At 63.6% G+C, this 26276-nt stretch carries 20 protein-coding genes; 7 read left to right on the forward strand and 13 right to left on the reverse strand.

The window, feature by feature from the left end; all coding sequences use genetic code 11:
• Nucleotides 1-450 (reverse strand): hypothetical protein (locus ACFPZ3_RS29280; protein WP_379517482.1); only part of this gene is annotated, 450 nt, incomplete at its 3' end.
• Here ACFPZ3_RS29280 and ACFPZ3_RS29285 point away from each other — a divergent pair.
• The gene (locus ACFPZ3_RS29285; RefSeq protein WP_379517483.1) at nucleotides 439-1434 is read left to right on the forward strand and encodes an integrase core domain-containing protein; all 996 of its coding nucleotides are present in this window, start codon (nucleotides 439-441) and stop codon (nucleotides 1432-1434) included. The two genes, ACFPZ3_RS29280 and ACFPZ3_RS29285, sit on opposite strands and share 12 nt — an antisense overlap.
• Before the next feature lie 131 nt (nucleotides 1435-1565).
• The gene (locus tag ACFPZ3_RS29290; protein WP_379517484.1) at nucleotides 1566-1904 is read left to right on the forward strand and encodes a tyrosine-type recombinase/integrase; all 339 of its coding nucleotides are present in this window, start codon (nucleotides 1566-1568) and stop codon (nucleotides 1902-1904) included.
• A 649-nt stretch (nucleotides 1905-2553) separates the two neighbouring features.
• Here ACFPZ3_RS29290 and ACFPZ3_RS29295 read toward each other — a convergent pair.
• Together ACFPZ3_RS29295 and ACFPZ3_RS29300 are read right to left on the reverse strand one after the other, a co-directional pair.
• On the reverse strand, nucleotides 2554-3600 hold the full coding sequence (locus ACFPZ3_RS29295) for a hypothetical protein (RefSeq protein WP_379517485.1): 1047 nt from the start codon (nucleotides 3598-3600) through the stop codon (nucleotides 2554-2556).
• A 106-nt stretch (nucleotides 3601-3706) separates the two neighbouring features.
• Nucleotides 3707-4588, reverse strand: a complete 882-nt coding sequence (locus ACFPZ3_RS29300; RefSeq protein ID WP_379517486.1) for a hypothetical protein — start codon at nucleotides 4586-4588, stop codon at nucleotides 3707-3709.
• 563 nt (nucleotides 4589-5151) lie between these two features.
• Between ACFPZ3_RS29300 and ACFPZ3_RS29305 the strand changes: the two genes are divergently transcribed.
• From ACFPZ3_RS29305 to ACFPZ3_RS29320, 4 genes are all read left to right on the forward strand, one after another.
• Nucleotides 5152-5589, forward strand: coding sequence for a hypothetical protein (locus ACFPZ3_RS29305; protein WP_379517487.1), 438 nt, complete (start codon nucleotides 5152-5154; stop codon nucleotides 5587-5589).
• Between the two features lie 806 nt (nucleotides 5590-6395).
• Nucleotides 6396-7520, forward strand: a complete 1125-nt coding sequence (locus ACFPZ3_RS29310) for a hypothetical protein (protein WP_379517488.1) — start codon at nucleotides 6396-6398, stop codon at nucleotides 7518-7520.
• Nucleotides 7521-7849: 329 nt separating this feature from the next.
• A complete protein-coding gene (locus ACFPZ3_RS29315; protein WP_379517489.1) occupies nucleotides 7850-8011 on the forward strand; it encodes a hypothetical protein in 162 nt (53 codons plus the stop codon).
• A 382-nt stretch (nucleotides 8012-8393) separates the two neighbouring features.
• A complete protein-coding gene (locus tag ACFPZ3_RS29320; protein WP_379517490.1) occupies nucleotides 8394-8609 on the forward strand; it encodes a hypothetical protein in 216 nt (71 codons plus the stop codon).
• A 647-nt stretch (nucleotides 8610-9256) separates the two neighbouring features.
• Here ACFPZ3_RS29320 and ACFPZ3_RS29325 read toward each other — a convergent pair.
• The 7 genes from ACFPZ3_RS29325 to ACFPZ3_RS29355 form a co-directional block, all read right to left on the reverse strand.
• Complete coding sequence (locus tag ACFPZ3_RS29325) at nucleotides 9257-10879, reverse strand: endonuclease NucS domain-containing protein (RefSeq protein ID WP_379517491.1); 1623 nt, start codon at nucleotides 10877-10879, stop codon at nucleotides 9257-9259.
• Between the two features lie 539 nt (nucleotides 10880-11418).
• Complete coding sequence (locus ACFPZ3_RS29330; RefSeq protein ID WP_379517492.1) at nucleotides 11419-11739, reverse strand: hypothetical protein; 321 nt, start codon at nucleotides 11737-11739, stop codon at nucleotides 11419-11421.
• Between the two features lie 377 nt (nucleotides 11740-12116).
• Nucleotides 12117-14105, reverse strand: coding sequence for a hypothetical protein (locus tag ACFPZ3_RS29335; RefSeq protein WP_379517493.1), 1989 nt, complete (start codon nucleotides 14103-14105; stop codon nucleotides 12117-12119).
• 124 nt (nucleotides 14106-14229) lie between these two features.
• A complete protein-coding gene (locus ACFPZ3_RS29340) occupies nucleotides 14230-15192 on the reverse strand; it encodes a protein NO VEIN domain-containing protein (RefSeq protein ID WP_379517494.1) in 963 nt (320 codons plus the stop codon).
• Between the two features lie 6 nt (nucleotides 15193-15198).
• Nucleotides 15199-17088, reverse strand: coding sequence for a DEAD/DEAH box helicase (locus ACFPZ3_RS29345; RefSeq protein WP_379517495.1), 1890 nt, complete (start codon nucleotides 17086-17088; stop codon nucleotides 15199-15201).
• Nucleotides 17085-18545: a hypothetical protein gene (locus ACFPZ3_RS29350; RefSeq protein ID WP_379517496.1), complete on the reverse strand. Its 1461-nt coding sequence runs from the start codon at nucleotides 18543-18545 to the stop codon at nucleotides 17085-17087. The genes ACFPZ3_RS29345 and ACFPZ3_RS29350 overlap by 4 nt, the downstream gene beginning before the upstream one ends.
• Entirely contained in the window at nucleotides 18542-19789 is a 1248-nt protein-coding gene (locus tag ACFPZ3_RS29355; RefSeq protein WP_379517497.1) for a hypothetical protein, read from the reverse strand. The genes ACFPZ3_RS29350 and ACFPZ3_RS29355 overlap by 4 nt, the downstream gene beginning before the upstream one ends.
• A gap of 594 nt (nucleotides 19790-20383) precedes the next feature.
• On the opposite strand from ACFPZ3_RS29355, the gene ACFPZ3_RS29360 reads away from it, so the two are divergent.
• Nucleotides 20384-21496 (forward strand): protein-L-isoaspartate(D-aspartate) O-methyltransferase, encoded by a 1113-nt coding sequence (locus ACFPZ3_RS29360; RefSeq protein ID WP_379517498.1) that lies wholly within the window; start codon nucleotides 20384-20386, stop codon nucleotides 21494-21496.
• Between the two features lie 212 nt (nucleotides 21497-21708).
• Here ACFPZ3_RS29360 and ACFPZ3_RS29365 read toward each other — a convergent pair whose 3' ends face one another.
• From ACFPZ3_RS29365 to ACFPZ3_RS29375, 3 genes are all read right to left on the reverse strand, one after another.
• Nucleotides 21709-23640: a hypothetical protein gene (locus ACFPZ3_RS29365; protein ID WP_379517499.1), complete on the reverse strand. Its 1932-nt coding sequence runs from the start codon at nucleotides 23638-23640 to the stop codon at nucleotides 21709-21711.
• Nucleotides 23641-24531: 891 nt separating this feature from the next.
• On the reverse strand, nucleotides 24532-25071 hold the full coding sequence (locus ACFPZ3_RS29370; protein ID WP_379517500.1) for a GNAT family N-acetyltransferase: 540 nt from the start codon (nucleotides 25069-25071) through the stop codon (nucleotides 24532-24534).
• A 2-nt stretch (nucleotides 25072-25073) separates the two neighbouring features.
• Nucleotides 25074-26096 (reverse strand): hypothetical protein, encoded by a 1023-nt coding sequence (locus ACFPZ3_RS29375; RefSeq protein ID WP_379517501.1) that lies wholly within the window; start codon nucleotides 26094-26096, stop codon nucleotides 25074-25076.
• Between the last annotated feature and the right edge of the window lie 180 nt (nucleotides 26097-26276).

Here is a 26276-nt window from a genome sequence, read left to right on the forward strand (position 1 = left end):
CTGCCGAAAATTGCATCCGCCCACGTCATGCCCCTGTGAGGGCTTCGCGTGGCGTGTCCCGCTCGGAAACATGGTTTGGCGCTGTGAGCTGGGGTTTCGCTGCGCGATCAGCGCGGCGGCTGCGAGCATTGCGAGGTGTTGTTGTCGCTGGTCTACCGGTTGGTGCGGTACTTGTTCGGTCTGCTGGCGGTGCTGGCCCGCGCTGATCTGTCCAAGGATGTTGAGCTGCTGGTGCTTCGTCAGGAAAACCTGTCCGGTGCCTGTCCCGCTCGGAAACACGGTTTCGTACTGTGAGCTGGGGTTTCGCTGCGCGATCAGGGCGGCGGCTGGGACCATCGCGAGGTGTTGTTGTCGCTGGTCTACCGGTTGGTGCGGTACTTGTTCGGTCTGCTGGCGGTACTGGTCCGCGCTGATCTGTCCAAGGAGGTTGAGCTGCTGGTGCTCCGTCACGAGAATCAGGTGCTGCGCCGTCAGCTCGGCGGCCGGCCGCGGTGGGGGCACGCCGACCGGCTCTGGCTTGCGGCGTTGTCGAGGCTGGTCCACCGCCGCCGGTGGGCGGAGGTGTTCCCGGTCACCCCAGCGACGATCTTGCGCTGGCATCGTCACCTGGTAGCGCGCAAGTGGACCTTCACCGACCGGCGGCGCCCGGGACGGCCCGGCACCCGCCGACTTGTCAAGGCACTGATCGTGCGGATGGCCCGAGAGAACCCGACCTGGGGGCATAGAAGAATCCAAGGCGAGTTGGCCCGCCTGGGCTACCCGATCGCCGCCTCCACGGTGTGGGAGATCCTGCACGCCGCCGGTATCGATCCCGCACCCCGCCGAGCCGCCGGACCGACCTGGCGGCAATTCCTGACCGCTCAAGCCCACGCGATCATCGCCTGCGACTTTCTGGTGGTCGAGACGGTGCTGCTCAAGCGGCTGTATGTGCTGGTCTTCATCGAGCACGGCACCCGGCGACTGCACCTGGCCGGAGTGACCGCGCACCCGACCGGAGCATGGACGGCGCAGCAGGCCCGCAACCTGCTCATGGACTTGGGTGACCGCATCGCTGGGCTGCGGTTCGTGATCCACGATCGGGACCCGCTCTTCACCTCCGCCTTCGGGCAGGTCTTCACAGCCGAAGGGCTGAGGGTGGTCACGACGCTGCCGCGGACGCCGAGGATGAACGCCATCTGCGAGCGGGTCATCGGCACCCTGCGCCGTGAGCTCCTGGACCGGATCCTGATCGTCAACGAACGCCACCTGACCTTCGTGCTCCGCGAGTATCTGATCCACTACAACGGGCACCGGCCGCACCAGTCCCGACAACAACGTCCTCCGGACATCGCAACGCAGGCCGTCCGGGACGTGACCGAACTCAACGACCTACGATTCATCCGCCGAAAACCCGTCGTCACCGGCATGATCAACGAATACCACGACGCCGCATAGCCGCAGCTCAGGCAACGTAACTCAATATTCGAGCGGCACACGGTGAGACGGTTCGGCTGCTGCACGAACACGAACGACGCCAAGCCGAACAACGACAGCGCAGTGGCCCGGGGTGGAACGCCGACGGGTACGTGTTCGTCCGCGACGATGGCCGTCCAGTGGCGCCGGACTACCTGACGCGAAGGTTCAGGCAGCTTGTGCTGGCCAGCGGTCTTCCGCCGGTACGGCTTCACGGCCTCCGTCATGGAGCTGCCTCGACCGCGCTGGCTGCGCAAGTGGATCTGCGTACCGTTCAGGGGCAGCTCGGGCACGCCAGCATCGTGCTGACCGCGGACACCTACACCTCCGTGCTGCCGGAGCTGTATCACGAGGCGGCGGAGGCGACGGCTCGGCTGGTACATGGCCACGGCGCGTACGAGTGCCCGGAAAGTCCGGAGGATCCGGTTGCCCCAGAGGTGACCCAAGCATGACCCAGATCAAGAACCGAGGTCTTGTGCAGAAGGAAAACCGCAGGTGGGAGTGGTAGGGCGCCCGGGGCTCGAACCCGGAACCTGCGGATTAAAAGGGGCCGTGTCGCACCGTATCTTAATGTTTCGCTCTGTCCGCAAATGCCGTTGTCGAAAACTTCCAAGAATGCCGTCCGGTGCTATGCCGTATCAGATGCCGATGAGCATCCAACGAGCAACCATAGGGTGGATGGCATCCCTTGACCGTTCCTCTTTACATTCGATTTGCGAGCTGACCTTCTGCATGGGCGCAGCCCGCAGGAGGGTTTGATCAGGCGCTCGACCCGTAGTGATCGTCTCGAAAACGGAATCCAAAACGGGTTCAGCCGCCGCAGCCGCGCCTCGACGACCACGCCACGGCCGCTGACCGGTAGATCGACCAGGTATCGCTGGTGGTAGCCGTGCAAGCTGGATGATCTGCGCGGATGGCATTTTCGGCAGGCGCAGGCCCCACCTGCTGGCCTGGTCCATCTGGCGCCGCCTCCATCAACACCGCGCCAACAAGCTCACCTGCGCTGCACACCTACGCTAGCTCGATCTCGTGATCTATAACGCGCGAAGATCAAGTACTACGGCTGCCGTGCTAGATAGTATTTCGAGCGGCATAGCCGCGTCATTCACGCTCGTCGCGCCGGCGCACCGCATAGACCCCGCAATTCGGATACTTCTCACAGTGCAGCAGCTGGACATCGCGATCGTAGAAATTGGTGTACCGTCGCGCCATTCCTTTGGCCGCCTTGTCAGCCGCATTCCACGTGATGAAGCTGTTCTCGCCATGAGGGCACGGTTTGGACGATCCGTTGTCAAAGCGATCAAACCTACCACCCCCATGAATCTTGCGGTGATAGACGATCTCACCCGGCACGAGTGGGCGTGCGGCGGAAGAGCCCTCCACTTCGAGAACGCAGGGCAGCAACAATTCCCGCGCCGACCGCAGGAGTTCAGGGAAGGATGAGCCGACCACGCCGACGGGTAGCACGTCCTGCCCCAGCTCCTCGATGCGCTGCTCCACACCCTCCCAGGGGCGTCCGCCGCGCAAGCGGACCGTCACATCTGCCCGCTCATGCAAGGTCTGGGAGCTGGCCTCCTGCGGCGTTTTCGCGATCAGTACTCGCATCCCGAGCACCGAGCCGACGACCCGTACGCGAGCCTCCCAATCGGCTGGTACTTCGCGGTAGCCGCAGGCCGTTGGGTCTCCGAGCCACACCAATTTCCTGGGTGTGTGCGCGGGCGGCAACGTGACCTCACGGACCCGGAACTCGCGCCAGAGCCCCTCAAGATGCTCAACGAGAAAGCATTGGTCCTCCAGCGCGTCGACATCGACCGGTGTCACATCGATGCTCGCTGCTACAACCCCCGGCGGCTTCACCGACCCCACCGTGGTACGCATTTCGACTAGCAGCCCGTTGCCATCCCGGCTGCCCGCTTCCCGGACGATCACTCCGTGCAATATCTCGGTATTCCCTTGCAGCAAGGCGCGCGTCAACGCCAGAGTGGGGGCGTTCACCACCATAGCGAGGCATCCGGCGGCAATGCCTGCGGACAATCCGGCACCGCAGAGCGTCGCGTGCATTGGGCAGAGGAAGGAACGATCGCTCCGGCTCTCCAAACGCCGCCGAAGCGGAGAGGCGGTCTTGTTGTCGGCGAACACCTGCGTCACAAAGTCTCCGGCCAATTCCGTACACTCATAGACCTGCAGCGCGAGTAATCGTAGGTTACAAGCGGCCTTCGCTCGTATGGGCGACATGTGGGGTCACCTGCGCTGTCTACTGATGACCAAGCAGGTGTTCGGCGCGAATAGGGATCGCTGCCAGCTCTGCCAGAGACATCTGGTCGACAACGCGATGCACCAGCTCGCGCAGCCGCTCGGTCTCGGTGCTGGTGCTCTGCCCCGTGATCGCCGGGCGTCTATGCCGAGACGCTGACGGGGACGTCCGCGACGCGGGCTTGGTCACGATTGGAGCTGAGAGCTCGGACGTCCGATGGTCGATGAGATCCAGCCAGGCGATCCCGTTCGCGCTTGCCCACTCGTACACATGCTCGGCCACACGATGTTGCAGCTCGCTGCGCCATGCCAGCACCAGGCGGCGCGCTTCGAGCTCGCGCCGGAACGCTCTCAGCGGCGCGTTCGGCGCCAGAGCCTCTCTCAAGGCGGCCTGGTCTTCAACCGGGAGTGTCGAGACCCACTCCTTCATCCACTCTTTCTGGGTAGCTGGCCTGATCGGCTCGATCGGCGTGAATCTTCCGGGGTCGCTGTCCCAGGCGGCGCCGCCCTGCTCATCCACCGGATACATGAACGCACGCGATGCCTGACAGTCCCACAGCCGACGGTGACCGTCCTGCCATTCTACGAATGTCATCCACACGTCGGACCTGAAGCGAGCCTGAGCGGCAATCACCTTCCGACCATCGCGGCGCCCAGCCGTATCTCTCCGCGACGCGCGGTCAACCGCCGCGCCGTGCGTCTCCATGGTCTCTTCCGGCAACAGGACACCGGTATGGCCAGTGGCCAGTCGCTCAGTATGCACATGGCCGGATTCCACTGCGGCCTCGATGAACTCACGCCAGGTTCGGTATCCGAATTCTCTCTCAGTCGCACCGTTCATGGCAGCGATGAAGGCCGGTTTGATTCCGGCAGTAGTGGTCACACGACCGAGTGCCCGCCACTCTCGTACGACGTGCGCGAGGGTTACGAAGGGGTCTCCCAAACCTGAGGGCCAGCCTGCAGAGGACATGACATGCACCTCCATAGTGAGATAGCCCCGCGCGGGGGCTATCGCAAAGAGATCATGTCGTCGACTCGCCTTGGCAGTGGCTCGCGCGTCCTCCGCGGTTATCCCGCACTGGCCGCACCCCATAGGGAGGTCCTGTCCACAGCATCGCGACGGTTAGCGCCGCTGTGGCAGCCAGACCCCGAGGTTGCCGTCTGATCATCGAGATGATCCGACGCAATGAAGTTCTGGTGCGGAGAAGCTATCTCCGCACTATTTATATTAGCGGACTTCACATCGCGCTGTCACCCTGACCCTTGTCTGGTCAATGCTCTGTTCATCGGACGACTCAGCAAGGGCGGGTACGCTCCGCCGCCGGGCGTGAGCGATCCAGCGAACACGTCTGTTGGCACCACCCTGCCTGACTTGAAGGGCTGCGAGGTCAACGTCGGCACGTCGGCCAGCTGGCCACCATCCGCGACGGAACGTTCGGCTGGGCGATGCTAGACGAGTCCTACCAGATGCGCTCCGATACTCTGCTGCAGATCGTCGAGCGCTTCGAGCGCGGCTTGTTCGTCGGTGACCCCGGCCAGTTGGACCCGTTCACCATGGTCGGCACCGAGCGGTGGATTGGACTGCCGCACGACCCGACACTCAACGGTGTCTCGGTGATGCTGGCCCACAACCAGGGCATCCCCGAGCATAGGTTGCCGGTGTCCTGGCGCCTGCCGCCCTCCGCCGCCCCCACCATCTCGGAAGTGTTCTACCCGTTCGCCGGCTTCGCCGCGGGCACCATCCCTGGAACGCGCTCCCTAGAATTCTGTACGGCCGCCTTCGGCGACACCGACCTGGACGAGACAGTGGCGATGGAGTTCACCAGCGGGTGGGCGCTGCGCGAGCTGCCGCGCCGCAGCTCGCGCATGCCAGTGTCGTGCTGACCTCCGACACCTACACCTCGGTCCTACCCGAACTCCATGACGAGGTGGCCGAGGCCACGGCACGAAGAACAGGTCACCGGCTGCGAAAGCGAACAATCCAGCTCCGGCGTCACCCCACGAACGGGCCGCCACGCTGAGCGCATTGCCAGAAAGCTCCCGCGGTATCGGTTTGTCTCAGACGTGACCCAAGTATGACCCACCTCTTGATCTTTTGTTCAAGGGGTGGGCGAACGTGCAGGTGAGAGTGGTACGGCGCCCGGGGCTCGAGCCCGGAACCTGCGGATTAAAAGGGGCGGATGGCATCCCTTAAACGTCCCTACTTTACATGCGATTGGCGAGCTGACGTCCCGGATGGTTTGCTGTCCGGGAAGGATTTGATGCGCTCCTCAACGGACCTGCGATGATCGTTCAGAAGCGAGCGAATCCAAGACGGTGGTCGCCACACAGCTCAACGACCACGTTACGGCGCCCTGGCCGCCGATCAGCCGTCCCGCTAGGCACTGGCAACCACGTGGCGATGGCCTCCTGAATGTTCTGCGGTGCCTGGTTATACATGAACAATGGCCGGGCAACAATGCGATGACGCTGCTAGTTTGTGATTGACATTGTTCGATGGCATCTCTCCATGCGGCGATGGGCTGAGGAACTTCTTCGAAATTGCTGCTGGTGGTCGCGTGGGACAACGAAAGACGATCAGGGCCATGTCGGTCTGCACGAGACGCTGTCGCGAAACCTTGAAGGCATTCACCAGCCACGATCTTCTGCTGGTTCGGACGAAAGACTGACAAGGGGAGGAGGATGGCCGCATGGCCCCCGAGGACAAGCTCAACCACCCAGATGGCGTCATCGAGCATGACGGCCTGCTCTGGAAGCCCAAAGAGGGCGCAACGTCGTCCGTGGAGGAGTTCCTTGCCGCGCGGGCGCTGTTCATAGAACTTCATGACGACGCTGACTGGAACCCCTGGGTCCTGAACGACCGGGCCAAGGACCTGGAGAGAGCCCAGCAGATCATGGGGGAATGGACACGCGCCGAACCAGGCCACCGCCCCATGACCAAGAAGCAGATCGACGCGATGATGGCTCGCCAGGACAGCGAGTTCAAGGCGCGGCAGGCCGCCGACCGTGAGCGTTGTGATCGTGACCGCTTGCGATATGACCCAGAGCGCGAGCATGCGAGGCTGTCTCTGCTCGAACATCAATCTCGGATGGAGTTCGAACTGCATGAAACTGCCGGACTGCGCGATGGCACACGCTTTCCGGCAATGGACCCGCGCAGACGCGCCGAACAGGTGGCCGAACACGACCGCACCATCGCACAGCTGAGATCAGAGATCGAACGGCTTACCAACCTCGTCGGCGACCCCGAGGACGTCGTCGACGCGCATGGCCGGCTGCCCAAGGATCGGCGCGAAATCACATTGTTCTACTACCGTCTCAATCGGCAGTCCGAGGTCGAGGAACTGCGCGCCAAGCTCCCCGAGATAGACGCCGCTCTGAAGGCAGCCACAAGCCGAGATGAACGCTCCAAGCTCCAGATAAAGTTGGGCTTGGCGCGTCAAAAACTGGAGAAGCTCCTCGCTGTCCCGCCACTTGCGTCCGAGGACATGTGTGCGGACTGTCCGGCTCCCTTCTCCAGTCACGGTTGGTCCACTCCGCCTTGGGATGGTCCATGTCCGGCATGGCCCAGCTGGGCTGCTCGGCTCAAGGAAGCTCGGAAGATCCTTTATAGCGCCTCCGCTCCGAAGCAGCCGGTGGCTCCGTCGAAGCCAAAAGCTGAACCGCTCGCGGTGATTCCGTCAGGCCTGCCGATCTCGGAGGTTCTCGAGCGCTTGAAGGAGCTTCAGGACCAGTATCCCGATGCTGAGGTGCGGCGAGGACGAGCCAACCGCTGGGAGCTCTGGCCTGGATCCTCAACGTCCTTCGGAGCGTAAAGCTCCCGGTGAGCTTGTACCGCTTTGACCAACCCCATCGCTGGGGTGGTCGGGCGGCACCGGCAACCGATCAGCCTGAGGACCGAAGATCGCTGGGTGCGAGGATACGCGGGCGCCAGCTCTTCACCCGCATCGGCGAAGAGAAAATCCCGCACTTCTATCACCAGGGCGAGAGCGAGGCGCAGTGCCGCCGGGCGCAGAGGAACCGGGCCAGCTCGACCTCGAGGCCCCCATCGTCTGGGCTGAGCTAAAGCGTTGGCGCCAAGGCCGCGACCTTCCGAGGGACAGGTCGACTTTTCGATCCCATCGATCGTCATAACGCCCGCTACATGCACATCAGCGGCCCCGTCGGCACCAGGGACACCCGCATCGTGCTCCGCGCCGTTACGATCATGCAGGTCCAGCAGGACGCCGCGTCCGCGCAGGGACTCGAGTGGGACTGGTTCGTACACGAGCGCAACACCGAGGTGCATGCGATCTTGGACAGCTAAGGCATCGCCTACGCGCAAATCAGGTTCGTCCCGACCGCGTCCTCGGCGACCCTGCAGGTCTTCCTGTCCACCCCGGACAATATGGGGGACTGGAGCCGCATCAGCCGCTACGTGCCCGCGCCCAACCCGGCTCCCCGGCCGCCCGAGCCCGCACCGCCGGTGACGGCCGACTCGAAGCCAGCACCGGCGCGTGCCCATGTTCCGCTACGTATCGCCGCCTCCGGCCCTGCCCGCGAGAAAGTCGATCCTTGCACCCATGGGCCTTGAGGCCCAGCTCGCGCGGCTGCAGGGCTTGGACGTCGGACCCACGGGCAAACCTGCCTCCGCGCGCAGGGCTCCCCGCTCATATGCGTCAGAGCCCACTCGGCGACATGCGCCCGCAGTGAGGAAACCGGCGCCCCGCTCCGAAGAGCAGATCGCCAACGAGCTCAAGGACGCCATCGCGCGCCTAGAAGAGGCGCTGGACCTGGGAGACCGCAAGAACAAGGTCCGGTGCGCACGACGCCTGCAGGCACTGCGCAAGGCCCACCGCGGGAGCCTGTCCAGCGACGACAACCGAGCAATCAAGGCCCTGCTCAGGCGAGCCAGCACCAGCTGACCGCCTGCCTCCCGCACCGGTCCGTGCTCTCCTGAACGTGACTGGGGTGGAACACTATGGCCCGCGCAACTGCGAGCTGCGCGGGCCATGACAACGGGAAAGCCCTGCCCTTGCGGAGGGAAACTAAGGAGCGGACGCAGAGAGGGGTGCACGCACAGGTACCGTCGCCGTCGCCTTCGTCGGCCAGGCGGACGATTTTCTCGGTCAGGTCAGGCGGCAGCGGCATTCGTCCGCCCCGTTTCCTCGGCTGCGAGTGCCGAATAATCATCCGTGCAGGTTATGGAGATATACGGACTTCATGATCCCTGCCCTGGTCAGGGCCTTATCCGTCCGGCGGTGCGGGTCACGGTCGTGTCGGTTCGTCTGTTGTATCTGCCCTTGATTCGGTGTTTGGCTGGCTAGGGGTGCTGGGGTTTGGTTGAGCGTCCATGAACATCGAGATCATGGTCCGTCGTCATGAGGTGGCCCTGTTGAAGTGTCAGGACACCCGGCCGAAGCCGACCGGGGCCGATCGAGTCTCCTGGCGGCCTTGGCCCGCTTCCTACTTCCTACTTCCTACTTGCGGTGCAGCGGCTCATCGGCCGGTCCCCCCAGGCGACCTATTGGCTTGGCATCGCCGCTTGATCAAACGCTTGTGGGCGGAGCGTCTACGGCGGCGTGTCGCGCCGGAGCCTGCCTCGCCCGTAATCCTGGGCGAGATGGTAGACCTCGTCACGGTGCTGCTCGACGAAACTGGCGAGACCGAACAAGCCACCCCATCCTTCAACCGTTTCCGGGCCTAAATCGCTTGGGAGAAGGACACCTCCATCGCGTGTCTCAAACCCACCTTGAGGCAAGGGATCTAGCACCGTCCACTCCGCCACGTACCGCAGACCAAGCATGCGCAGTAGGTCACGATCGTTTTGCCACCAGGTGCCGCCAAACCGGGCAATCCACCAGCTAGCCTGGCTGGGGTAGACCCTCTCGACGCAGTCACGAAGGTTGGGGACGGGTCTGCCGTTCCACCGGAGCATCCCACTCAGTTCGTAAGCAAAGCGGTCCCGACCAGGTGGCACGGCAGTTACATAGACCATCGGGACATATTCAGCCATGGTCGCGGCTATGGTTTTGGCGCGGAACTCCGATAGAGCATGTGGCGAACCATGGACGAGTATTTCGACAAGATCACAAGGATTGAAGATGTGTGCGGTGACATCGAGCTCGTAGGGAAGCTCGCCGATGATGTCCAGCCATCCACCGACCAGCTCGATCCAGTCGTCGTTTCCAGCGAGACACATGGCAGCTGCCTGCCGGAATTCCCTCCACTGCGAGACAACCTTGGTGCTCGCGCTGCCATGAAAGAGAACCTGGGCGCCGCCTTCGTTCCCCCGCAAAGCGTTAATTAGGTCGTCGGTCTCGTAGAGATTGGAGGAGAACGCACCGCTGGTCCGCACCTGGGCGACCTGCCAGTCTGGGTCGGCCACGAGTTGGGTGAACTTGTCGGGGTAACCGCTCTCAGCGCTGTCACCGAGGACAGAGCTGGTTACATGGCACAGAGCGGTGTACTCGTCGGGGTGGTCGTGCTCGTCTCGCTCATCCGCATCGACCGCATAATGGCTGCAAGCGTCCAAGCATGGCTGTTCCCCTTTCCTCTGATCGACGCGCCCGAGAGCGATATAGAGGGCGAACGGGTACCTCACCATGTCCGGCTCGCCGCCGTAGTCGAGTGCAACACCGATGAGATCGTCCACATGGGCTTCCGAGGCACGGGGAATTACCCGCCCCCAACATTCGTCTCGGCTTGCTGACTTCTCGAACAGGTACATGTGGTGGACGGACGTGAGCTTCTGATCGAGGGGCGCCGGCAGGAGGTCGACGCGGCGCGCCATAAGCGGAGTCCCGACTTCGTCAATTCGCAAGCTGTACCCACGAAGGTCGTGGTGCCAGTCGCGGGCAAGATTGCTGAGCGGGGCCAGGAGTTCCGCCCACTGCGGCTCAAGCGCGACAACGATCACTCTGATGCGATCCGCGCGAAGCCGTTTTTCTTGTCGAAGCAGTTCAGCATACTTCGTAATCTCCTGCGCGGCCTCACGTGCAGTCTGATTTGCTCGCTTCAACTCAATGGCCACCCACATGCGGTGCTGGTCACGGGCGAGGATATCAATACGCCCCCCGGTGCCCTGAGTATTCGCCAGCACGTACTCTTCTGCGCAAAAGCGCAGGCCGGGCTCCAGGACATCGAGTCGTTGCGCAAGGCGTTCGCGGATGCGGTTCTCGTGTGGAACAGCCACAGGTTCTCCTGCGATTTGACAGGAGCCAATTATAGAAGGCCCGAGCGACATATACTCTTCTCGTGGCCTTATGACTACCAGGCAAGGATCGCACGCAAGGCAAGGCAATGCTGCGCCTGCCGACGATCCCGTCTGGCCAGGTCATGGCCTTACGAAGCCTAGGGTGGCATAGGCGGTCTTCACTCGTCCGTGGAGGAGAGCTGGTGCGGCATGATGATCGTTCGTGCTTCTTCGTCCTCGTCAGTCACCATACGCCCGCGCTCGACCGAAACGAGCAGGAGGCACGGTTTTAACAGCTGTATGCCGCCGTCTATGAAGCTCAGGCAGATCTGCCCACATCGTTACCGGCTTCGGCTGCGGATCCCGTCCCTGCCGATCAACTTGCTGGACCACACGCCTCCCGTGATCAGGACAGGGAACCGTGAAGTTGAGGCGCGACCGCCGGGCCGGCCGGTTATGGTGGTGCAGGCTTGCCTGCGGCGCCCCTTCTGCAGGTGCCGGAACGGAACCCCACGAAGCTGACAGAAGGTGATCATTGGTCACAATGAGCGGTTCGTGTTGATCGGTACGGTGATCAACACCGGCGGCAGCAAAGTGCCCGACGTGACCGCGCCCGCCAGCTTCCACGGCGACACCACGAACGCGAACCGCCCACCGGCCGCGCCGGCCGCCGCGACGATCGACCGCACCGCCTCGGCCACCGGATCACCGACCGGCTCGATCGGCGGCGGGTCCGGATCCAGAGCCACCACCAACCGGGTGAACACCACCCGCACCTGCTCGGCCCGCGCCGTCCCGATCACGCCGATCTCATCGCGGCGCCGCAGCAGCAGGTTGACCGGCAACAACACATGAGTCACCCGCACCCCACAGCGCGACCGCCGAGGCCGCACCCGCCACCGCAGCCGCCCTTTCCGAATACTAACCGCGACCGGGCATACGACCACGGGCCAACCGTCCCCGGCACACCGGACATACCAACCGCCCACCCGTCAGCATCCGCTCGACCCCGGCCGCGTCTTTGCCTACCGTGAGCATCGGTGCCTCCAAGCACCTCAGCACGGCCCTCCCGACGATCCGCCAAGATGACAGGGAGAGCCGTCGCCTTCCACGACAGCCCCATCGTGTCGTCGCACACCCACACCGGCAATAAGGACCCGCCCACATCCCACACATTCACACCGAACGACGCTGCCCCACCGCATCGTCACCACGACGAACGACGCTTAACAATCACTCACGTGACACGCTCGATGGGCGTAATAAAGGGGTGCTCTGACAACGTCTTGTGGACCTCGGAGCGCCATCCGTCCTTGAGGTCGCCAACTCGCAGGAACATGTCGGCGACGACGCTGAGGAACTGTCGTTCGTCAGTGAGCGGGATGTCTGGAGAGGGACGCGGTCTGTGCTGCTCGACGGCAGAAGGTCCAGCCGGAACGAGGTCGAGTATGAGGTCGAGGGTGCAGGCCCGCACGCCCCGCTTTGCATGGTCGGTCTCGTTCTCGCTGTGCAACAACTCGCAGCCCACGGCGCGCAGGCCGGCGCTTTGCAGCGCGCCGAAGACGGCGACCCAGGCGCGTGGGCTTCGATTGGCGTAGCTAAATACGAGATGTCCGTCCGGTCGAAGTGTACGTCGAGCTTCTTTGAAGATGCGGCCGAGCAGCGCCTCGTAGGCGCCGTCGTCGACGAGTTGGCCGGTGGCGCTATTAACCACGGCTTCGCCGGTGAGCACCTCGTTGGTGAGTTTCTCGTTCGCGAGACGAGCCCACGCGCGCAGGGGGCCGGACAATTCTGCGTACTGCACGTCGTCGTGGTACGGCGGATCGGTCAGAACCAGGTGTACGGACTTCGATGGTAGGACCATCTGCTCGCTGCTGCCTTCGACAACGCGTACGTCCCACTCGTTCATGGCGGTGGCCGGTGTGCTGCTGGTGAGCGGGCCTTGGACGAGCAGCTCACGGCCGGTCTTCTCATGCAACCAGGTCGCGGACTTGACGAGCTGGTTGAGGCGTCGCAGGATGGTTCCGCGTCCGCGGCCGACGCCGCCCCAGACGTTCGGCTCGACAGCCAGGGTTGTGAGGTTGAATCGATGGCCTGCCATTGATTCGAAGCTCTTGAGGTAGAACCGGTCCCAGCGGGACAGGTGCCCGGCCATCTCGGCGCTTCCGACGACGGCCAGTTCCGCCGCGCGCAGGACTGAAGGATCTTTCGAACAGCGGCTCGCCAGATCGAGCATGCGCTCGAGCATGTGGCGCTGCCGGTTCGGGTACAGGTCCTGCCAGCGCTGGAAGCCGTGACGGGTGAGTACGCTCGTTTCTTGGCCTGGCGGGATCGGTCCCAGGTCGTGAGCCGGTTGCCATCCACTCGAGTCAGCCTGCTCGCGTTCGGCCTCGGTAGGGATGTCGACCTCACGCGCGATGCGGCTGGACCGGTCGACGAGGACGATCTCCCATTGCCAGGTCTTGGCACGATCGGCGAGGCGATCGGTTTTGCCGCATTCGCAGGTGATCGTCCGCATCGGGGTGTAGGTGGCTGTCGGGTCGACGAGGATGTGGCAGGTCGGGCAGCGTCGACGTTTGTCGGAATTGGCTGAGAAGAGGTGGCCACGCTGACAGGCCATCCACGCTTGGGGGTTTCTGCTCTCTTTGCGGACTCGCAGCGACACAAGCGCGTGGGGGAACATGCGTGCGCGCTGAGCGCAGCCGGTGCACTCGCCCGTTGCCACTCGGATCGTGTGGGAGACGACGCCTCTGGTCCCGTCGGTGAGGGTCGTGCCGTAGGCGGCCTCGACCTCGGTGTGGACCCACTGCTCGATCGTCGATGCCGCCTCGCGGAGTTTGTCCGGTGCGGGAAGCCCGAGCATTGCGGTGAGACCGGCGGTCGGCCAGGGGTTTAGGTCCTGGGCGTACACCTGGTGGCCTCGCGCGACAGCTGCGAGCGGGATAACGCCGCCTCCGGCGAACATATCGGCCACGAGAAGCCGGCCAGGCGTCATTGCGTTGAACGCGTCGATGACAGCACCGTTGACGGCGCTCGTCCGCCGGGCCCACCAGCGGTAGGTGCTGACCGGCGGAAGGTGAACCTCTCGATTGCGGCTCTCGGCTCGCGCTTCCTCGCTGACCTTGCGGTAGTCGAGTCCGCCGAGAGGGCTGCGCAGTGGTTCAGGCTGCGAGGACGATGGGACCGACGGTTGTGGGTCGGTCATTGGGGTCGTCATCGCGGTCATGTTTATCCTATGTTCGCTCACTGAACTGTCCCGGACGGTGATATCACGGACGTGCGGGGAAGCGTGTCGTACATCCGAACAACCGATCATGTTACGGCGTCGTTCGCCCGATCGGGAGTCACCCTTACGTAGCACCAGTTGAGCCCGGTTCGTTCGGTTTCCTGAGCGGGAGACCGGGCCGCAGGCACTGGGCACTGATCGTGATCCGGCATGACGCCCAGCGGCCTCGAAGCTGGCCTCGGCCGAGTGGCGGGTCTGCGGGCAGCGCCTGGGCGAAATCGCTGTGCGTGAGCCAGCCGGCCACTTGCATTACCGGTTCAGTGATGGTGGGATCACGTTCCCGCCGGGTAACCACCAGCGACCAGCGCGGATCGCGTTCGGCGACAGTGGCCTCATTCCGGCTGATGAAGAACTCCACCCAGCCTGATGGTGCCGAGGTCGCCTTGACCTCGAGGCGGTGACGCTGGCCGGCGGCATCGGGGCTGGCGATGTCATAGCCTAATGTGTCGTCGATCAGGCTGACCTGGGCCACATCGGCGAGCATGTGCTGCATGCCGGCACTGCGGAGATGGGTCCGGCATGCCTCAAGTACCGCCTGCTCACCTTCGTCCCCGAATTCTTGTAGCACCTGGTGATCAACTTTTCTGGCTGCGGCAAGCAGCAACGCGTCGCGTTCGCGCACGTCTTCGAAGGTCGAGGCAAGCGTGGTGGCTATGTCGTACGGCACGAGTTCCCAGCGGACCTCATCGGTCGTCGCCATCTGCGCCAGCCACACCTCGCGCTGGTCGGTCAGAATCTTGAAAAGCAGGGCCTCGACGAACGTGTCCACCGGCAATCGGGCCATGGCCAGCAGGTCGTCGGACGGAACGATGAGGTGCCGCTGGGTCGCGAGCAGGCCAGCGCGCGAGAGCAGGCGTTCGCCTTCGGCGAGACTCCGGTGATCGTGCAGTGCGCCCGTTGCGAGGCTGCGGTAGCTCCGGTCGAGGGCGTGTCGGAGTTCGCCATCCGGCTTAAGTAGCCGAGCTACGTAGAACGCCGCCTGGAGGTGCCGGTGACTCGGATGGACCGGGAGCGGCTCGGGCAGCACCGTTTCTCACTTATCCTGGCCGTCGATATGGGCAAGCAACGCGGCCATGTCTACATCGGTCTCGATCGGAGACCCGTAGTCCTCGTCGTCAGGCAGCGACATCCGTACAAGCTCCTTGTCGTCCAGCGCGCGAGCAAGGTTGGTGGCCTTGTCCCGGATTCGCGTGTCAACGACCTGATCGACGGTGTCATCCGTGATCATGAAAAGCAAAGTAGTGCGCTCGTTGGGATCCATACCGAGCCGGTGGATGCGGTCGATGCTCTGTAGGTAGTGGCCAGCGTTGAAGGTTCTGTCGAAGTAGACCGCGTCATGGCATTCGTGGTGAAGGCTGACGCCTTCGCTCATCGCCGCGGGATTGGCGAGCAGGACCTTGCAGTCATCGTCCTGGCGGAAGCGCCGCAGCTCCGACTCCCGGGTGATCGCCGCAGTCGGCGCGCTTGCGACGGACGGAACCCCGCCATGGATCATGGCGGGCTGGTACTCGGCCAGCCACCGTTTCAGACCTTCGAGGTTGGAAACGAAGTTCGACCACACCAGCGTCTTGCGGGGACCGGCCGGATCAGCGACGTTCTGAGCGATGATCTCCAATAGGCGGGTGAACTTGGGAGGCGTCTCGTAGCGGCCATAGCCGACGATCATTTCCCACAATCGGCTCCCAGGTTCGACGGGCAATGGTGGATGGGCAAACTCACCGGGTAGGTCACGTGACCCGACCGCAAGCAGCTGGGGGTTGCTCGCCGCCTCGAGCAGGTACATGGTGATCGTGCCCATGCGCGCCAGTTCGACGCGGTCATTCATCGACATGCGCAGCATACCTGCGTAGCGATCGCGGAGACTCGAATAGATCTCCCGCTGCAGGCCACTCAACGGGACTACGACCCGCCTGAGTGTGGGCCGAGGCAGCTTCAGCTCGCTCTTCGTGGTGCGCACGAAGAGCGGCTTTATGGCTTGGCTGATTGCGTGGAGTGTTTCCGGCTGGGGGTTCTTCGTCATTACCTCGGCCGGGAGGATCCGCCGCGACTGCCCTGGCCACAAGAACTCACAGAGGGCGACGAAGTCCTGGGCTGACTGCGGAGCGGGTGTCCCCGTCAGGATGTCCCGCCGTGACGCGGAAAACGCAAGGTCGAGACACGCGCTGCCGTGCTGGCCGATGCGGCCCGCCTTCATCCGATGCGCCTCATCGAGCAGCACCAAGGTTCGCCGTCTACGGACCCACTTGGTGAGCTCGCTGAGGTGTGCCGCCAAACGGTGATAGTTAACCAGCAGGATCTCAGCGTCCTGGCTGCCCGGCGTCCCGAACACCTTGATGACTGGGGCCATCCCCGGCTTGAAGCACTCCCCGATCTCCGTCTCCCATGCGTCGAACGCTGAGAGCGGCGCAACGACCAGGAGCTGGTCGACTTTCTCGGCGCGGTGCTCCGCCTCATAGACGGCGTATGCCACGGACGTCTTGCCGGCGCCGGGTACGGAGAAGTTCGCGCCGTGCGCCAGACCGAGTAGTTTGGCCGCGTCGCGAAGTTGGAACGGCTTGAGCGGCCTGACGAAGCGGCTCCCCTTGAGGCGGCGTTCCACTTCGTCGGGGGTTATCGGCGTATTGACCTCTTGACGTGCGTGTTCGAGCTGCCTGCGTTCAAGCTTGATCGTGGTGATGATCGCCTCGGCGGCAGGCGCCCACGCGATATCGACGCTGTAGCGGTTACAGGCTGGGCCCAGCCAGCCGATGTTCTCGCGGAATCGTTCGAGCGGTACCCGGACGGACCGGGCTGGGTCGCCGTCGTAGCCCCACTCGACGCGCAGCTGGCCCCAGAACACGTCCGGGACGGCGCCGACCTTCTGGGCAAGGACCACGTTCGCCGCTGGGTCGAAGTCGAGCGAGATAGCAGGGCCGTCGGTCACAGTCGATTCTCCGCGGCGGCGAATCCGCGTTCTGCAAGGTAATGCAGCAGTTCATCGTGCGAGCGCAGGTAGGCTTCGAGTGCGCGCTCGAGCGCTATCGGGTCCGGCTGATCGCCGTCGTCCTCAAGCTCGTCGTACGCCCGGCGTACTCGGTCACATGCGGCACCAGCAGCGTTCAGCTGACGCCGCGGAAGGTCGAGGGCGTCCTGGCCCTGATCGTCCTGCGCCTTGCTGTCCGCAGCTGTCTGCATCGCAGCCTTGACCGCGTCGAAGAACGTATTCTTCGGCAGCCTCGTGGTGCCCTCAGTGGTCGGTATCTCCACTTCGGCGTCCCAGTCGGTGTCGCCGTCGACCCTGCTGTGGCGGACGAGCACGTCGAACAGCGGCTGCAGGGTGACTTCCCCGGGTTGATCAACAGGCGAGTCCTCGCTGAGGTCATCGAGGACAGAAAGCCCTCCCAGGTCTGCGCGGGGGACTTCCTGTTGTCCAATCGCCAGGGACTTCGCGGCAGACCGCAAGTTCGGCTCTTCCTCGAGCGCCTGGAGCACATAACTATCCAGATAAGACTCATCGATGTGCCTTACCCGGCGGTAGTCCATCCCGGCGAGGAGACCGACGAGTTTCGCCTGCTTGACGCGGCGCGCCGCATCCGGGCCTTTGCGCGCGACCATCCTCCGATAGGACTCGTCGATCTCGATCAAGTTCTGCCGGTCGTCGTCGAAGTCGGGCCAGTGCAGCGCTCCACTGCTTGCGGCGATCAGTTCCTCGATGATCTGCCGAAGTCGGTCCTCGGCTTCCACTTCTTCGGCGGCTGCACGTCGATCCTTCGCAGATGTCGGATCGTAGTGTGGCTTCATCCGCACGCCGATTTCGTCCGGCTTTAGGTTGGAGTCCAGCAGATCCTTGATGAACAGTAACTGGTTCGTGAACGAGTAGGGCTGCTGGTAGCTCCGCCGCATTTGGTAATTGAACTCCAGCTGCATGATCTCGGTGCTGTCGGCGTTATCTGGCAGCACCTGGACCTTGATGAACGCGAAAGCACTCTCGTGCCGTACCTCCTCGTGCAGATCTCGCAATGCAACCGCTCTGGTGTTTGCATTGACCAGCACACCCTCGTGCGTGATGAGCCCCGGCTCGCGCTGCTTTTCGTGGCGGATCATGGCCTTGACCTCGTTGTACCCGCTGGTCTGCCGAATGAGGTCGGCCAGTAGCTGTTGCGCTTCCTCACTGTGCGGGTTGGTATCGATGATGGTGCCGCCGGCTCCGAGACTCTCGACCTGGGCGCGTACGCGGTGCGTGCGGTGGTTGAGTAGAACATCACCCACCGGGACGGTGACCACGGGCAGCATGATGTCCCCGCCGCGCCATTCGAACGGTCTGCGTTCAGTCTGGTCCGTGACTGCCGCCTTGGCTGCCGCAATGACATCGCGCCGGGCCTGCTGGGTCAGCGAACTCATGGGCGGGCCTCCGATGGACCGTCAACCGAGACGGTGGACTGTGCGCCGCGATTCTGCTCGACCGGCACTAGGCTTTCGCCCTGTGCAACTATGCCGCTGAGCGCGTCTGCAAGCTCAGCGACTGTCCGCTCTGTGTAGATTCGTCCATTAAAAGGACGAGCGAGTTCGGCCGTGGTGTTCCGTTCCGCCCATCCCGGTCCTACCAACACCACACTGCAGGCGATGCCGAGGCGCGCCGGAAGCGTCCCAAGCCTAGCTCCGCTCTTCCTTGCCGTTCCGCCGTCCCGTGCGACCGAGACGGCGACCGCGTGCGTCAGTGCCGGAGAATGCACCAGCACGGCGAGTTGCCCGCCCTCGTTACGTCCGTCCTCCGCAGCAGCGGTCGAATTGGCTCCCACCCGCGTCAACAGATCACGTGACGCCGCGTTCATGGCAAGCCGGTGATAGGGCACCGACCGCTCGTCAAGCAGCTCGCATAGAGAGGTCGTTACCGCAGCTTGCACCTTCTTGCCCGTGCTGCTCCTGTGGGCGACCCATGCACTGCCAACTGCTCGCTGGGTCAGCAGAAGCTCATACGGGACACCGTGGGCCCTCATCTGCTCAACCAATGCCCATCCCCGCAGCCGCTCAGGTTCGTCGTCGATCTCGGGCAGCAGGTGTTCAACCGGCCGAGCCGGCTGGGCAGCTGGACTGCTTGCCGTCACTCGGCCGGTAATAACTGCGTCGATGACGTCAAAGACCGCCTTCAACTGGTCGTTCTTCCACTTGCCACGTAGGTCGGTGGGGACCGACGCATCGCGGACCCTGGCGCGTAAATCCCGATAGGACAAGCCGGCCGCTGCGCACAGCGCCGTTACGACGTTGCGGTCGTCCTGTTGTGCAGCGATGACGGCGGCCAGCGTAACGCTCGCCAGGGTCCGAGTCGCGGTCCTGGCGGCCAGCGCGTCAAGGGCAGCCCCGTACTGCGCCGGCCGCAGCACCTCATCGAGCGCGAGAAGCTCCTGGCTCGGATCCAGTTCGGAAACCACCTCGGACCGGCAGACCTGCCGAATCACCCGGCTAGCCAGCCCTCGGAGGTCGGCCGCCCGCGCCTGATCCTCGATTATGAGCAACGAAGCCAGCAGGCTCGGCAGATCGATCGGCCGAGGCACCGCGCGCTCCTCGGCTAGCCACGCCAGCGCATCCTTGATGGAGGTTCTCCGGGTGACTTGCCTAAGGTAGGCGTCGGCGTCTTGCAGCTCCAACCTAGATCCTTTCGAACGCACGAGACGAACAACAGGATTTCACGGGACACGCACTGTGGTCGCTCACGCCGGGGCGGCGATGAACGACTCAGCCCGAACTTCCGATTCTGCCGCACGACGACGAGGAAAACCTCCCCTATCGAAGTACGGACCGCCATATTCTGGGCTGGCAGGCCGCAACAGCCAAAGGTATGGTAACTGGCCACTAGTGATCTGCTGCGAGACAAACCATGGCTGGGCCTTGGCCCGTCCCCGCCTACGAACCGCGCGGGTCGCTATGGAGACCGACGGACGGGCTCGAACCGGTGCCGAACGCCGACATCAACGCCACCGTCGACAACGGTGACGGCTATCAGAAGGCGTTCAACCGGTGGCTGCGCCAAGTCTGTGCCGCAGCCGCTACAGACGCACCCTAGTCCGCACGTTGAGAGTGCCCTGGTCGTCCCGAAAGGGCGCGGTCTGGCGCCATAGCGGCCCCCGCCTGCTCAGCTCGTCCCCGCCTTTCAGCCCCTGGAGCTTGCCCTGGTGGGGCTACTGGGTAGCCGCGACAAGCCGTCACGGAGGCGGCGCCAGGTTTCCCAGTGAGGAGGCCGCATGTGGTGGCGGGAGCACAGCAGGCGACTCGCCGCGGAGGTCACCGCGGAAGATTCCCGGTGGCGGCAGGTCGTCGCGGCGGTCCCGAGACACCGGCTCGTGCCCCGCTGGTGGTCCACTGCCGAGGGCGAACCGTGGGGTGTCTGGCAGGTGCGCGACGGTGCCGCGGACCCGGATGCATGGGCACGGGCCGCATACCAGAACGTGTCCTTGGTGACCGAGGTGGAGCGTGCCCATGCCGACCTCGCTGCAGATGGCACTGTCCTGACCGGTGTGCCGACGTCGACGTCGGCGATGCCGCGCCTGGTTCTGCGGCTGCTGCGCCACGCCCAGATACGGGAGGGGGCGCGCGTCTTGATCGTGGGGTACGGGGTCGGGCTATGCGGCTGCCCTTGTCGCCTCCCGGTTCGGCGCCGCATGGGTCACCTCGATCGACTTCAGTCCGTATCTGACCGAGGCGGCGGCCGGGCGCCCGCCATCGGGCTGCTGCCGACGCTGCTGGCCGGGGACGGGACTGGGCCGCTGCCGGGCTCCTACGACCGGATCGTGTCCATGACGGGAGTGCGTCCGATTCCCGCCTCGTGGCTGGCGGCGCTGCGGGCCGGCGGCCGACTGGTGACCACGATCGCCGCGACGCCGCTCATTCTCTGCGCGGTCAAGAACGCCGGCGGGGGCGCGGAGGGCCAGATCGCATGGGATCGCGGCATGTTCACCCCGGCCGAAGGGGCAGGTGAGGACTGGCACGAGCCCATGCCGATTGTTGCCACGGATACTGGCGAGGAGAGGCTGAGCCGCTATCCGGTGGCGCGCATCCGGCCGTTCAGTGATGTCGCCGCCATGCTGGAACTCGTTGCGCCGGGCATCCGGCGCCAGTACGAAGAACACGACGATGGGCGGCGCACCGCGCGCATGTCCCATGCTGATGGCTCGTGGGCTCGCGCCACAGCCTTCGGCGATGAGCCACCAACAGTCATCCAGGGTGGCCCACGACGCCAGGGAGATCTCCTTGACGAGGTACGCCTCGACTGGCTCACCCGAGGGAGCACGCCCGCGTACGGGGCTAAGGCTGTGATCGACACCAGCGGCGGCGGCGAGCTGTCGCGCGGCCATTAGCGATGCACCATCCCGGGTCAAACGATCAGGGCGACAGAATAGGACTCATGCCCGCCATCCTGGAGTCGACCGAGACCTCGCTGGCCCAGCGACTACGCCAGCACGCCTAATTCCAAGGGGCAATCAGCGATGGATTGACCATCTTGGCCGCTACCGACAAACCTGCCATCGTTAATGCAATTATGAAACAATCTGGCCAGGTCAGAATGGGGCTATTTTACAAACAGCGCATCCTCGACGGTGGCGGCGGTTTGCACGGAAGAGAACCACCCTGCTGCTTTATCCCTGTTCTTGTCGTGCTCCGCGACTAAGCTGCTACTACTGTCCAATAGTCCGTCAATGCTGATGCTCAGGCTTGTGGCGGCAAGTCGTTGTGAGTACAGGTGTATTGTATGTGCGGTCATTGGCTCAATGGGATTGCCGTGAGCGAGTGCGTTTCGTACTCGCTGTAGGCGCTCCAGTGATCGCGTCCACTGCTCCCTCAGCTCATCTCCCCAGATGGCCACCGCAGTCGGAGAGGATAGACGGCCGGCGAGTGTATGTAGGCGACGACCGAATTGCTCGCGTAGAGTGAAGATGCGTGTCAGTGTCGGCAGGGCTGCAAGGGCTTGGCGCAGGTCAGCCGTATATCCGTCTCCGTGGTGTTTGGAGACTGCCTGTTGCAGGCGAGTGACCTCTGCCTCGTCTGCCTCCGAAATGCCGGGTACTTTCGAGTAGAGGGCCTGATGCACCGTATTGTGCAGCTCCCGATGCATATGAGCCCATACCCAGGAGAGTGCGTGGTACTCCTCAAGATAGAGGTACCATTTCTCATGGCCGGTGCGCGCTGCGAGAAATTCCATGATGCGAACATTCAACAGGATCGCAGATAGCGGCGACTGCCGCGTAGCCTCTTGCCAGTCGCGCAGGGCGTCGATTACCTCGGCCAGCATTGCATCCCGCAACGGGAGATGCGGGCCGAGCTTAGGTCCGATATTTTTTAGTGCGTCGCTCATGTTGTCGAAGTGAGCGGGACGGGCAAGCTTATCTAGATCGTGCGGTGGTCTGAAGGTGCCGATACCACTGATGTGGCCATTTACTGAGTGCAGGTATCCCTGCATCATGTGCCAGGTCACGTCGCCCTGACGGAACCCAGCGAGCGTGATAGTAGCTTCAGCTTGCTCGCGTGCCGACTGTACGGGGTCAGCAAAATTGCCCTTGTCGAGATCGACTCGAACGAGCGCAGTATCTTTGGCTTTGGGTAGGTCCCTGTACTGGAACCATGAATCAGGGTGTGTCAGCTCCTTCGGCAGTTCGTGCAAGAACGGGCCACCGTGTTCGAGGTTACCTCTTACCCACTCGCTGTTATAGAAGGAGAGAGGCCCGAGGTCAAGTCGATGGATTGAGGCGTGGGTATAAGCAAACCACACAACGTGATGGGCAAGGACCGCAGGTGCAGCAGCGAGTCGTTCGCACAGGGCAAGTCGTGCCGATTCGGTAAGACCGGCTTGCGCCATGGGGGAAGGATGCGCGTCAAAGGCCGAAGCATTTCTTTCGCCCAGCCATACCTGCGCGTCGATCACGGCGTACTCATCGTCGGCGATGATATCGAGAAAGGATCTCATCAAGCGGTCGGGATCGTATTTGGTTAGACGGAAAAGGTCCCACAGAAAATCGCGCCGCCAAGCAATGATCTCACGGCAGGAACCAGTATCCTGGCAGACGGCTACAAGATCGCGCCAAGCTGCCCGGCGCACTGCCGCGCCTTCAAGTTGTTGTACGAGCTGGGTGACGATGGCGCTATCGGTCCCGCGACGGGCTGCAAAAGGCGTAGCGGCAGCATCATATCGTCGCAGGGTAAATAATGCGTGGAGGCTCTGGGCTGTCGTAACGGCAGAGGCCAGATCGCCACCGAGTTCTTGAGCTACTTCAGGCCCGAGATTCGTAGCACTATGCTCGAAGTCCTTGAGTAGACACAACCAGCCTTGACGTTGGATGCCCTTGTACGGAGGCATCTGACGCAGCCAGGCGTCGAGTTCCTTCGCCGTTGCGATGAGGTTCGTGTGGATCGGGTCGCACCATGCTTCAGCGGGCCGAGACATGGTCATACGCAGCTCGTCGAGCCAGGTCGGCGGAACTGAGAATGGAGGGTTGAGTATCACCATGTATCGCGGCCGTTCTTCGAGCGTGTAAGTACCTTACCGATCATGGACGAGCCAAGCCTTTCAGGCTATCAGGCCCCATGCGCCCGCCGCTCCTCCTTAACGTCGTCCACCATCACCCAGACGAAGGCGACGCGGGACTTGGGAAATGCCCACCACCCCGACCATGGAGGGCCAGAAAACGCTGATCAAGCTGCGCTGTAGTCGGTATGCGCGACCGCCCTCGTGCGAGCGATCCTTGTGCTGCAACTCGTCGAAAACGCCGCTGCTCAGGAAGAAGAGGGGCTCCGTGCTTGGTCGAGAAGGGTGCGCGGCCGAGCTGCCGGGCCGTTTCGTGGGCCAGTTGGCTCGCGAAGGCTTGTGTCAGGAGTGGGGAGAATTCCTCGCGTCCGCTTTCATGCAGAGGCATGGTGCCGGTCAGTTCGGTCTCGGCGGCGTCGGCCGCCACGATGACGGTACGGCCCGCGCTGCGGGCCTCCTCCGCGATGGTGACCGCCCTGTCGTGGCTGTGTCCCGGGGGCGGAGAGGACGGTGATCGGCATGTCGCGGGGCAGAGCGAGAGCCGAACAAAGATCAGATAAACCAGCCGCAGCGCCATGGACGCGATCATGCCTGCCAGCGCTGAAACGCCAAACCCCCAGGTCAGTCCCCACGGCCGAGTTTCCGGCACCCACAAGCACCGACGGACGCCCGTTCACCGGCGCGTACGTGTCCACGAACGTCTGCGACAGGAATAACCCCCGCTGATGTTCGGCCTGGAACGCGCACACGCTGCCGGCCGGGATCATCTCCCGGCGCACGACTCACACCTCAGGCCCGGCCGGAACCCTCCGACGACCCATCATGACCTGAGTCTGAATCCCGAAACTCCGCCTGGCCAGACCGCCGAGATCTTCAGGACACTCCCAGATCGATCAACATGATGTCCATGGCGGGTGCATCCGACGCGGGTTGCGACTGGCCGACAACCCGCCACCCCCAGCGCAAGTACATCCGGTGAGCGGCGGCGACCGGTCGGGCTGTCAGCGTCGCGTATCGCTCATCACGGTTCCTCAGTAGCTTGGCCAGGAGTTGCCTGCCCACGCCGCTGCCCCTGTGGTCGTCACGAACCATCAACTCGATCACCGCGAGCTTGGTCTCCTTCAGGACTTCGTCAGGAGGCGGCTTAAGTGCACCACGCCACCAGCGCCCGGCTTCCATCGTGAATCCGTAGGTGTACCCAACGAGATCCGATCCGTCCTCGGCGGACACTGTCACGAAACCAGGGGTCTGAGCCTGGGCGGAGGCACGCTCAAGATATGCGTCCCGGCTGAAGAGGGGGTTGCCCTCGTAGGAGGGGTCAGCGTGGACGTCCTCGTAGAGCTGAACATACGGCTCACTCACGACGGCCATGCCCGCGGTCTCACCCGTATGAACGCGGTAGGAGATCATCATGTTCACACATCCGACACGCTGCTTGGCGGAAGCGCCAGCACCCGCTGATACTCCACCGCAGCGGCTTGCTGCCTCTTGCCCTGCAGGCTCTGAGGCACAGCGGTCAGGACCGCCTCCGCATCGAACCGAACGAAGATGGTTCGGTCGTGCTCGGGCAACTCGGCGATCGCATCGCGGGCGAGGTCGAGCCCGGCCACGATGTCGCCGCTCCTCACGTGATGCAGCGCGCGGTGCAGGCGCAACTGCGCTCGGCCACGGGCGTTGCTTTTCGGATAGCTCGCCAAGGCGGCTCGTTGAGCTTCGTCGTCATTCGGCATGTTGCTGCCGTAGATGGTGGCGAAGCTCCTCGTATGCATTAGCCGTTCCTCTGGCCATCCGAACGCAGAGTCATGATCGTCGCGGACGCTGGACGGCAGCAGCTTGAATACCTGCGCCTGCTCTCGCAACGCCGCCAGGGAGCCGTCCCTGTTGCCCTGCATCGCGCGAATCTGGGCCTGGACCGCCAGAGCCATGGTGGCTCCGGCGCACGGGGCGCCCTCTGCTGCGGCGAGCGCTTCGTCGGCGTTGTTCAGCAGCACTGGAACAGGCCGGTGCTCATACAGTCCCTGGACTGCCTGCTTGGACAGGATGTAGGCCAGCAGTTGCCCGTCACCACTGAACTCAGCCGCCTCGCGGGCCTTGTTCCACCAGCCACGAGATTCACGCGGATGGCCGGCGGAACCAAGCGCGCGCGCCAGGAGGCACAGGAGTTGAGCGTTGATGCGCTGCCAGGAGACCGCGGTAGCGGAGCCGGAGCCTAGCCTCTGGAGGTTCTGCTGGATGTCTATGACGTCTTGGGCCAGATCTTTCACCAGGTCAGGTATCGGATGTGTGTGGAATGCGAGAGCGCGTTCCCACACAATTTCTTCCCAGTCCTGGACTCGGTCCGGTCCCATCAAATGGCGCAGGTTGTCGAGTGAAGGCAGCGCGGCCGTGGTGCCGAGAGCTGCGAGACTTGCGAGGATTTGGCGTCGGACATAGTCCATATCCTTATCATGCCCCCTGTCCGTTTCGGCGGTAACACGTGATGTGTGGTCAATTGAGACGACCACTTCTCTAAGTGTGACAAGTAGGCCGCGCGCCTCATAGAGATCGTCTAGGCGACGTGAGATGCCCGCCTTCTTCCGGACACGAACCCAAGTAGGGTTACGGAAGTCCGGAAGGTA

It is taken from the genome of Nonomuraea insulae (genome assembly GCF_042656245.1).

Bases quoted from the DNA above. Each gene is read 5' to 3' on its own strand.
- ACFPZ3_RS29305 (WP_379517487.1), top strand. From the start codon at position 5,152: ATGCTAGACGAGTCCTACCAGATGCGCTCCGATACTCTGCTGCAGATC.
- ACFPZ3_RS29310 (WP_379517488.1), top strand. From the start codon at position 6,396: ATGGCCCCCGAGGACAAGCTCAACCACCCAGATGGCGTCATCGAGCAT.
- ACFPZ3_RS29315 (WP_379517489.1), top strand. From the start codon at position 7,850: ATGCACATCAGCGGCCCCGTCGGCACCAGGGACACCCGCATCGTGCTC.
- ACFPZ3_RS29335 (WP_379517493.1), bottom strand. From the start codon at position 14,105: ATGACCGCGATGACGACCCCAATGACCGACCCACAACCGTCGGTCCCA.
- ACFPZ3_RS29350 (WP_379517496.1), bottom strand. From the start codon at position 18,545: ATGAGTTCGCTGACCCAGCAGGCCCGGCGCGATGTCATTGCGGCAGCC.
- ACFPZ3_RS29360 (WP_379517498.1), top strand. From the start codon at position 20,384: ATGTGGTGGCGGGAGCACAGCAGGCGACTCGCCGCGGAGGTCACCGCG.
- ACFPZ3_RS29365 (WP_379517499.1), bottom strand. From the start codon at position 23,640: ATGGTGATACTCAACCCTCCATTCTCAGTTCCGCCGACCTGGCTCGAC.
- ACFPZ3_RS29370 (WP_379517500.1), bottom strand. From the start codon at position 25,071: ATGATGATCTCCTACCGCGTTCATACGGGTGAGACCGCGGGCATGGCC.
- ACFPZ3_RS29375 (WP_379517501.1), bottom strand. From the start codon at position 26,096: ATGGACTATGTCCGACGCCAAATCCTCGCAAGTCTCGCAGCTCTCGGC.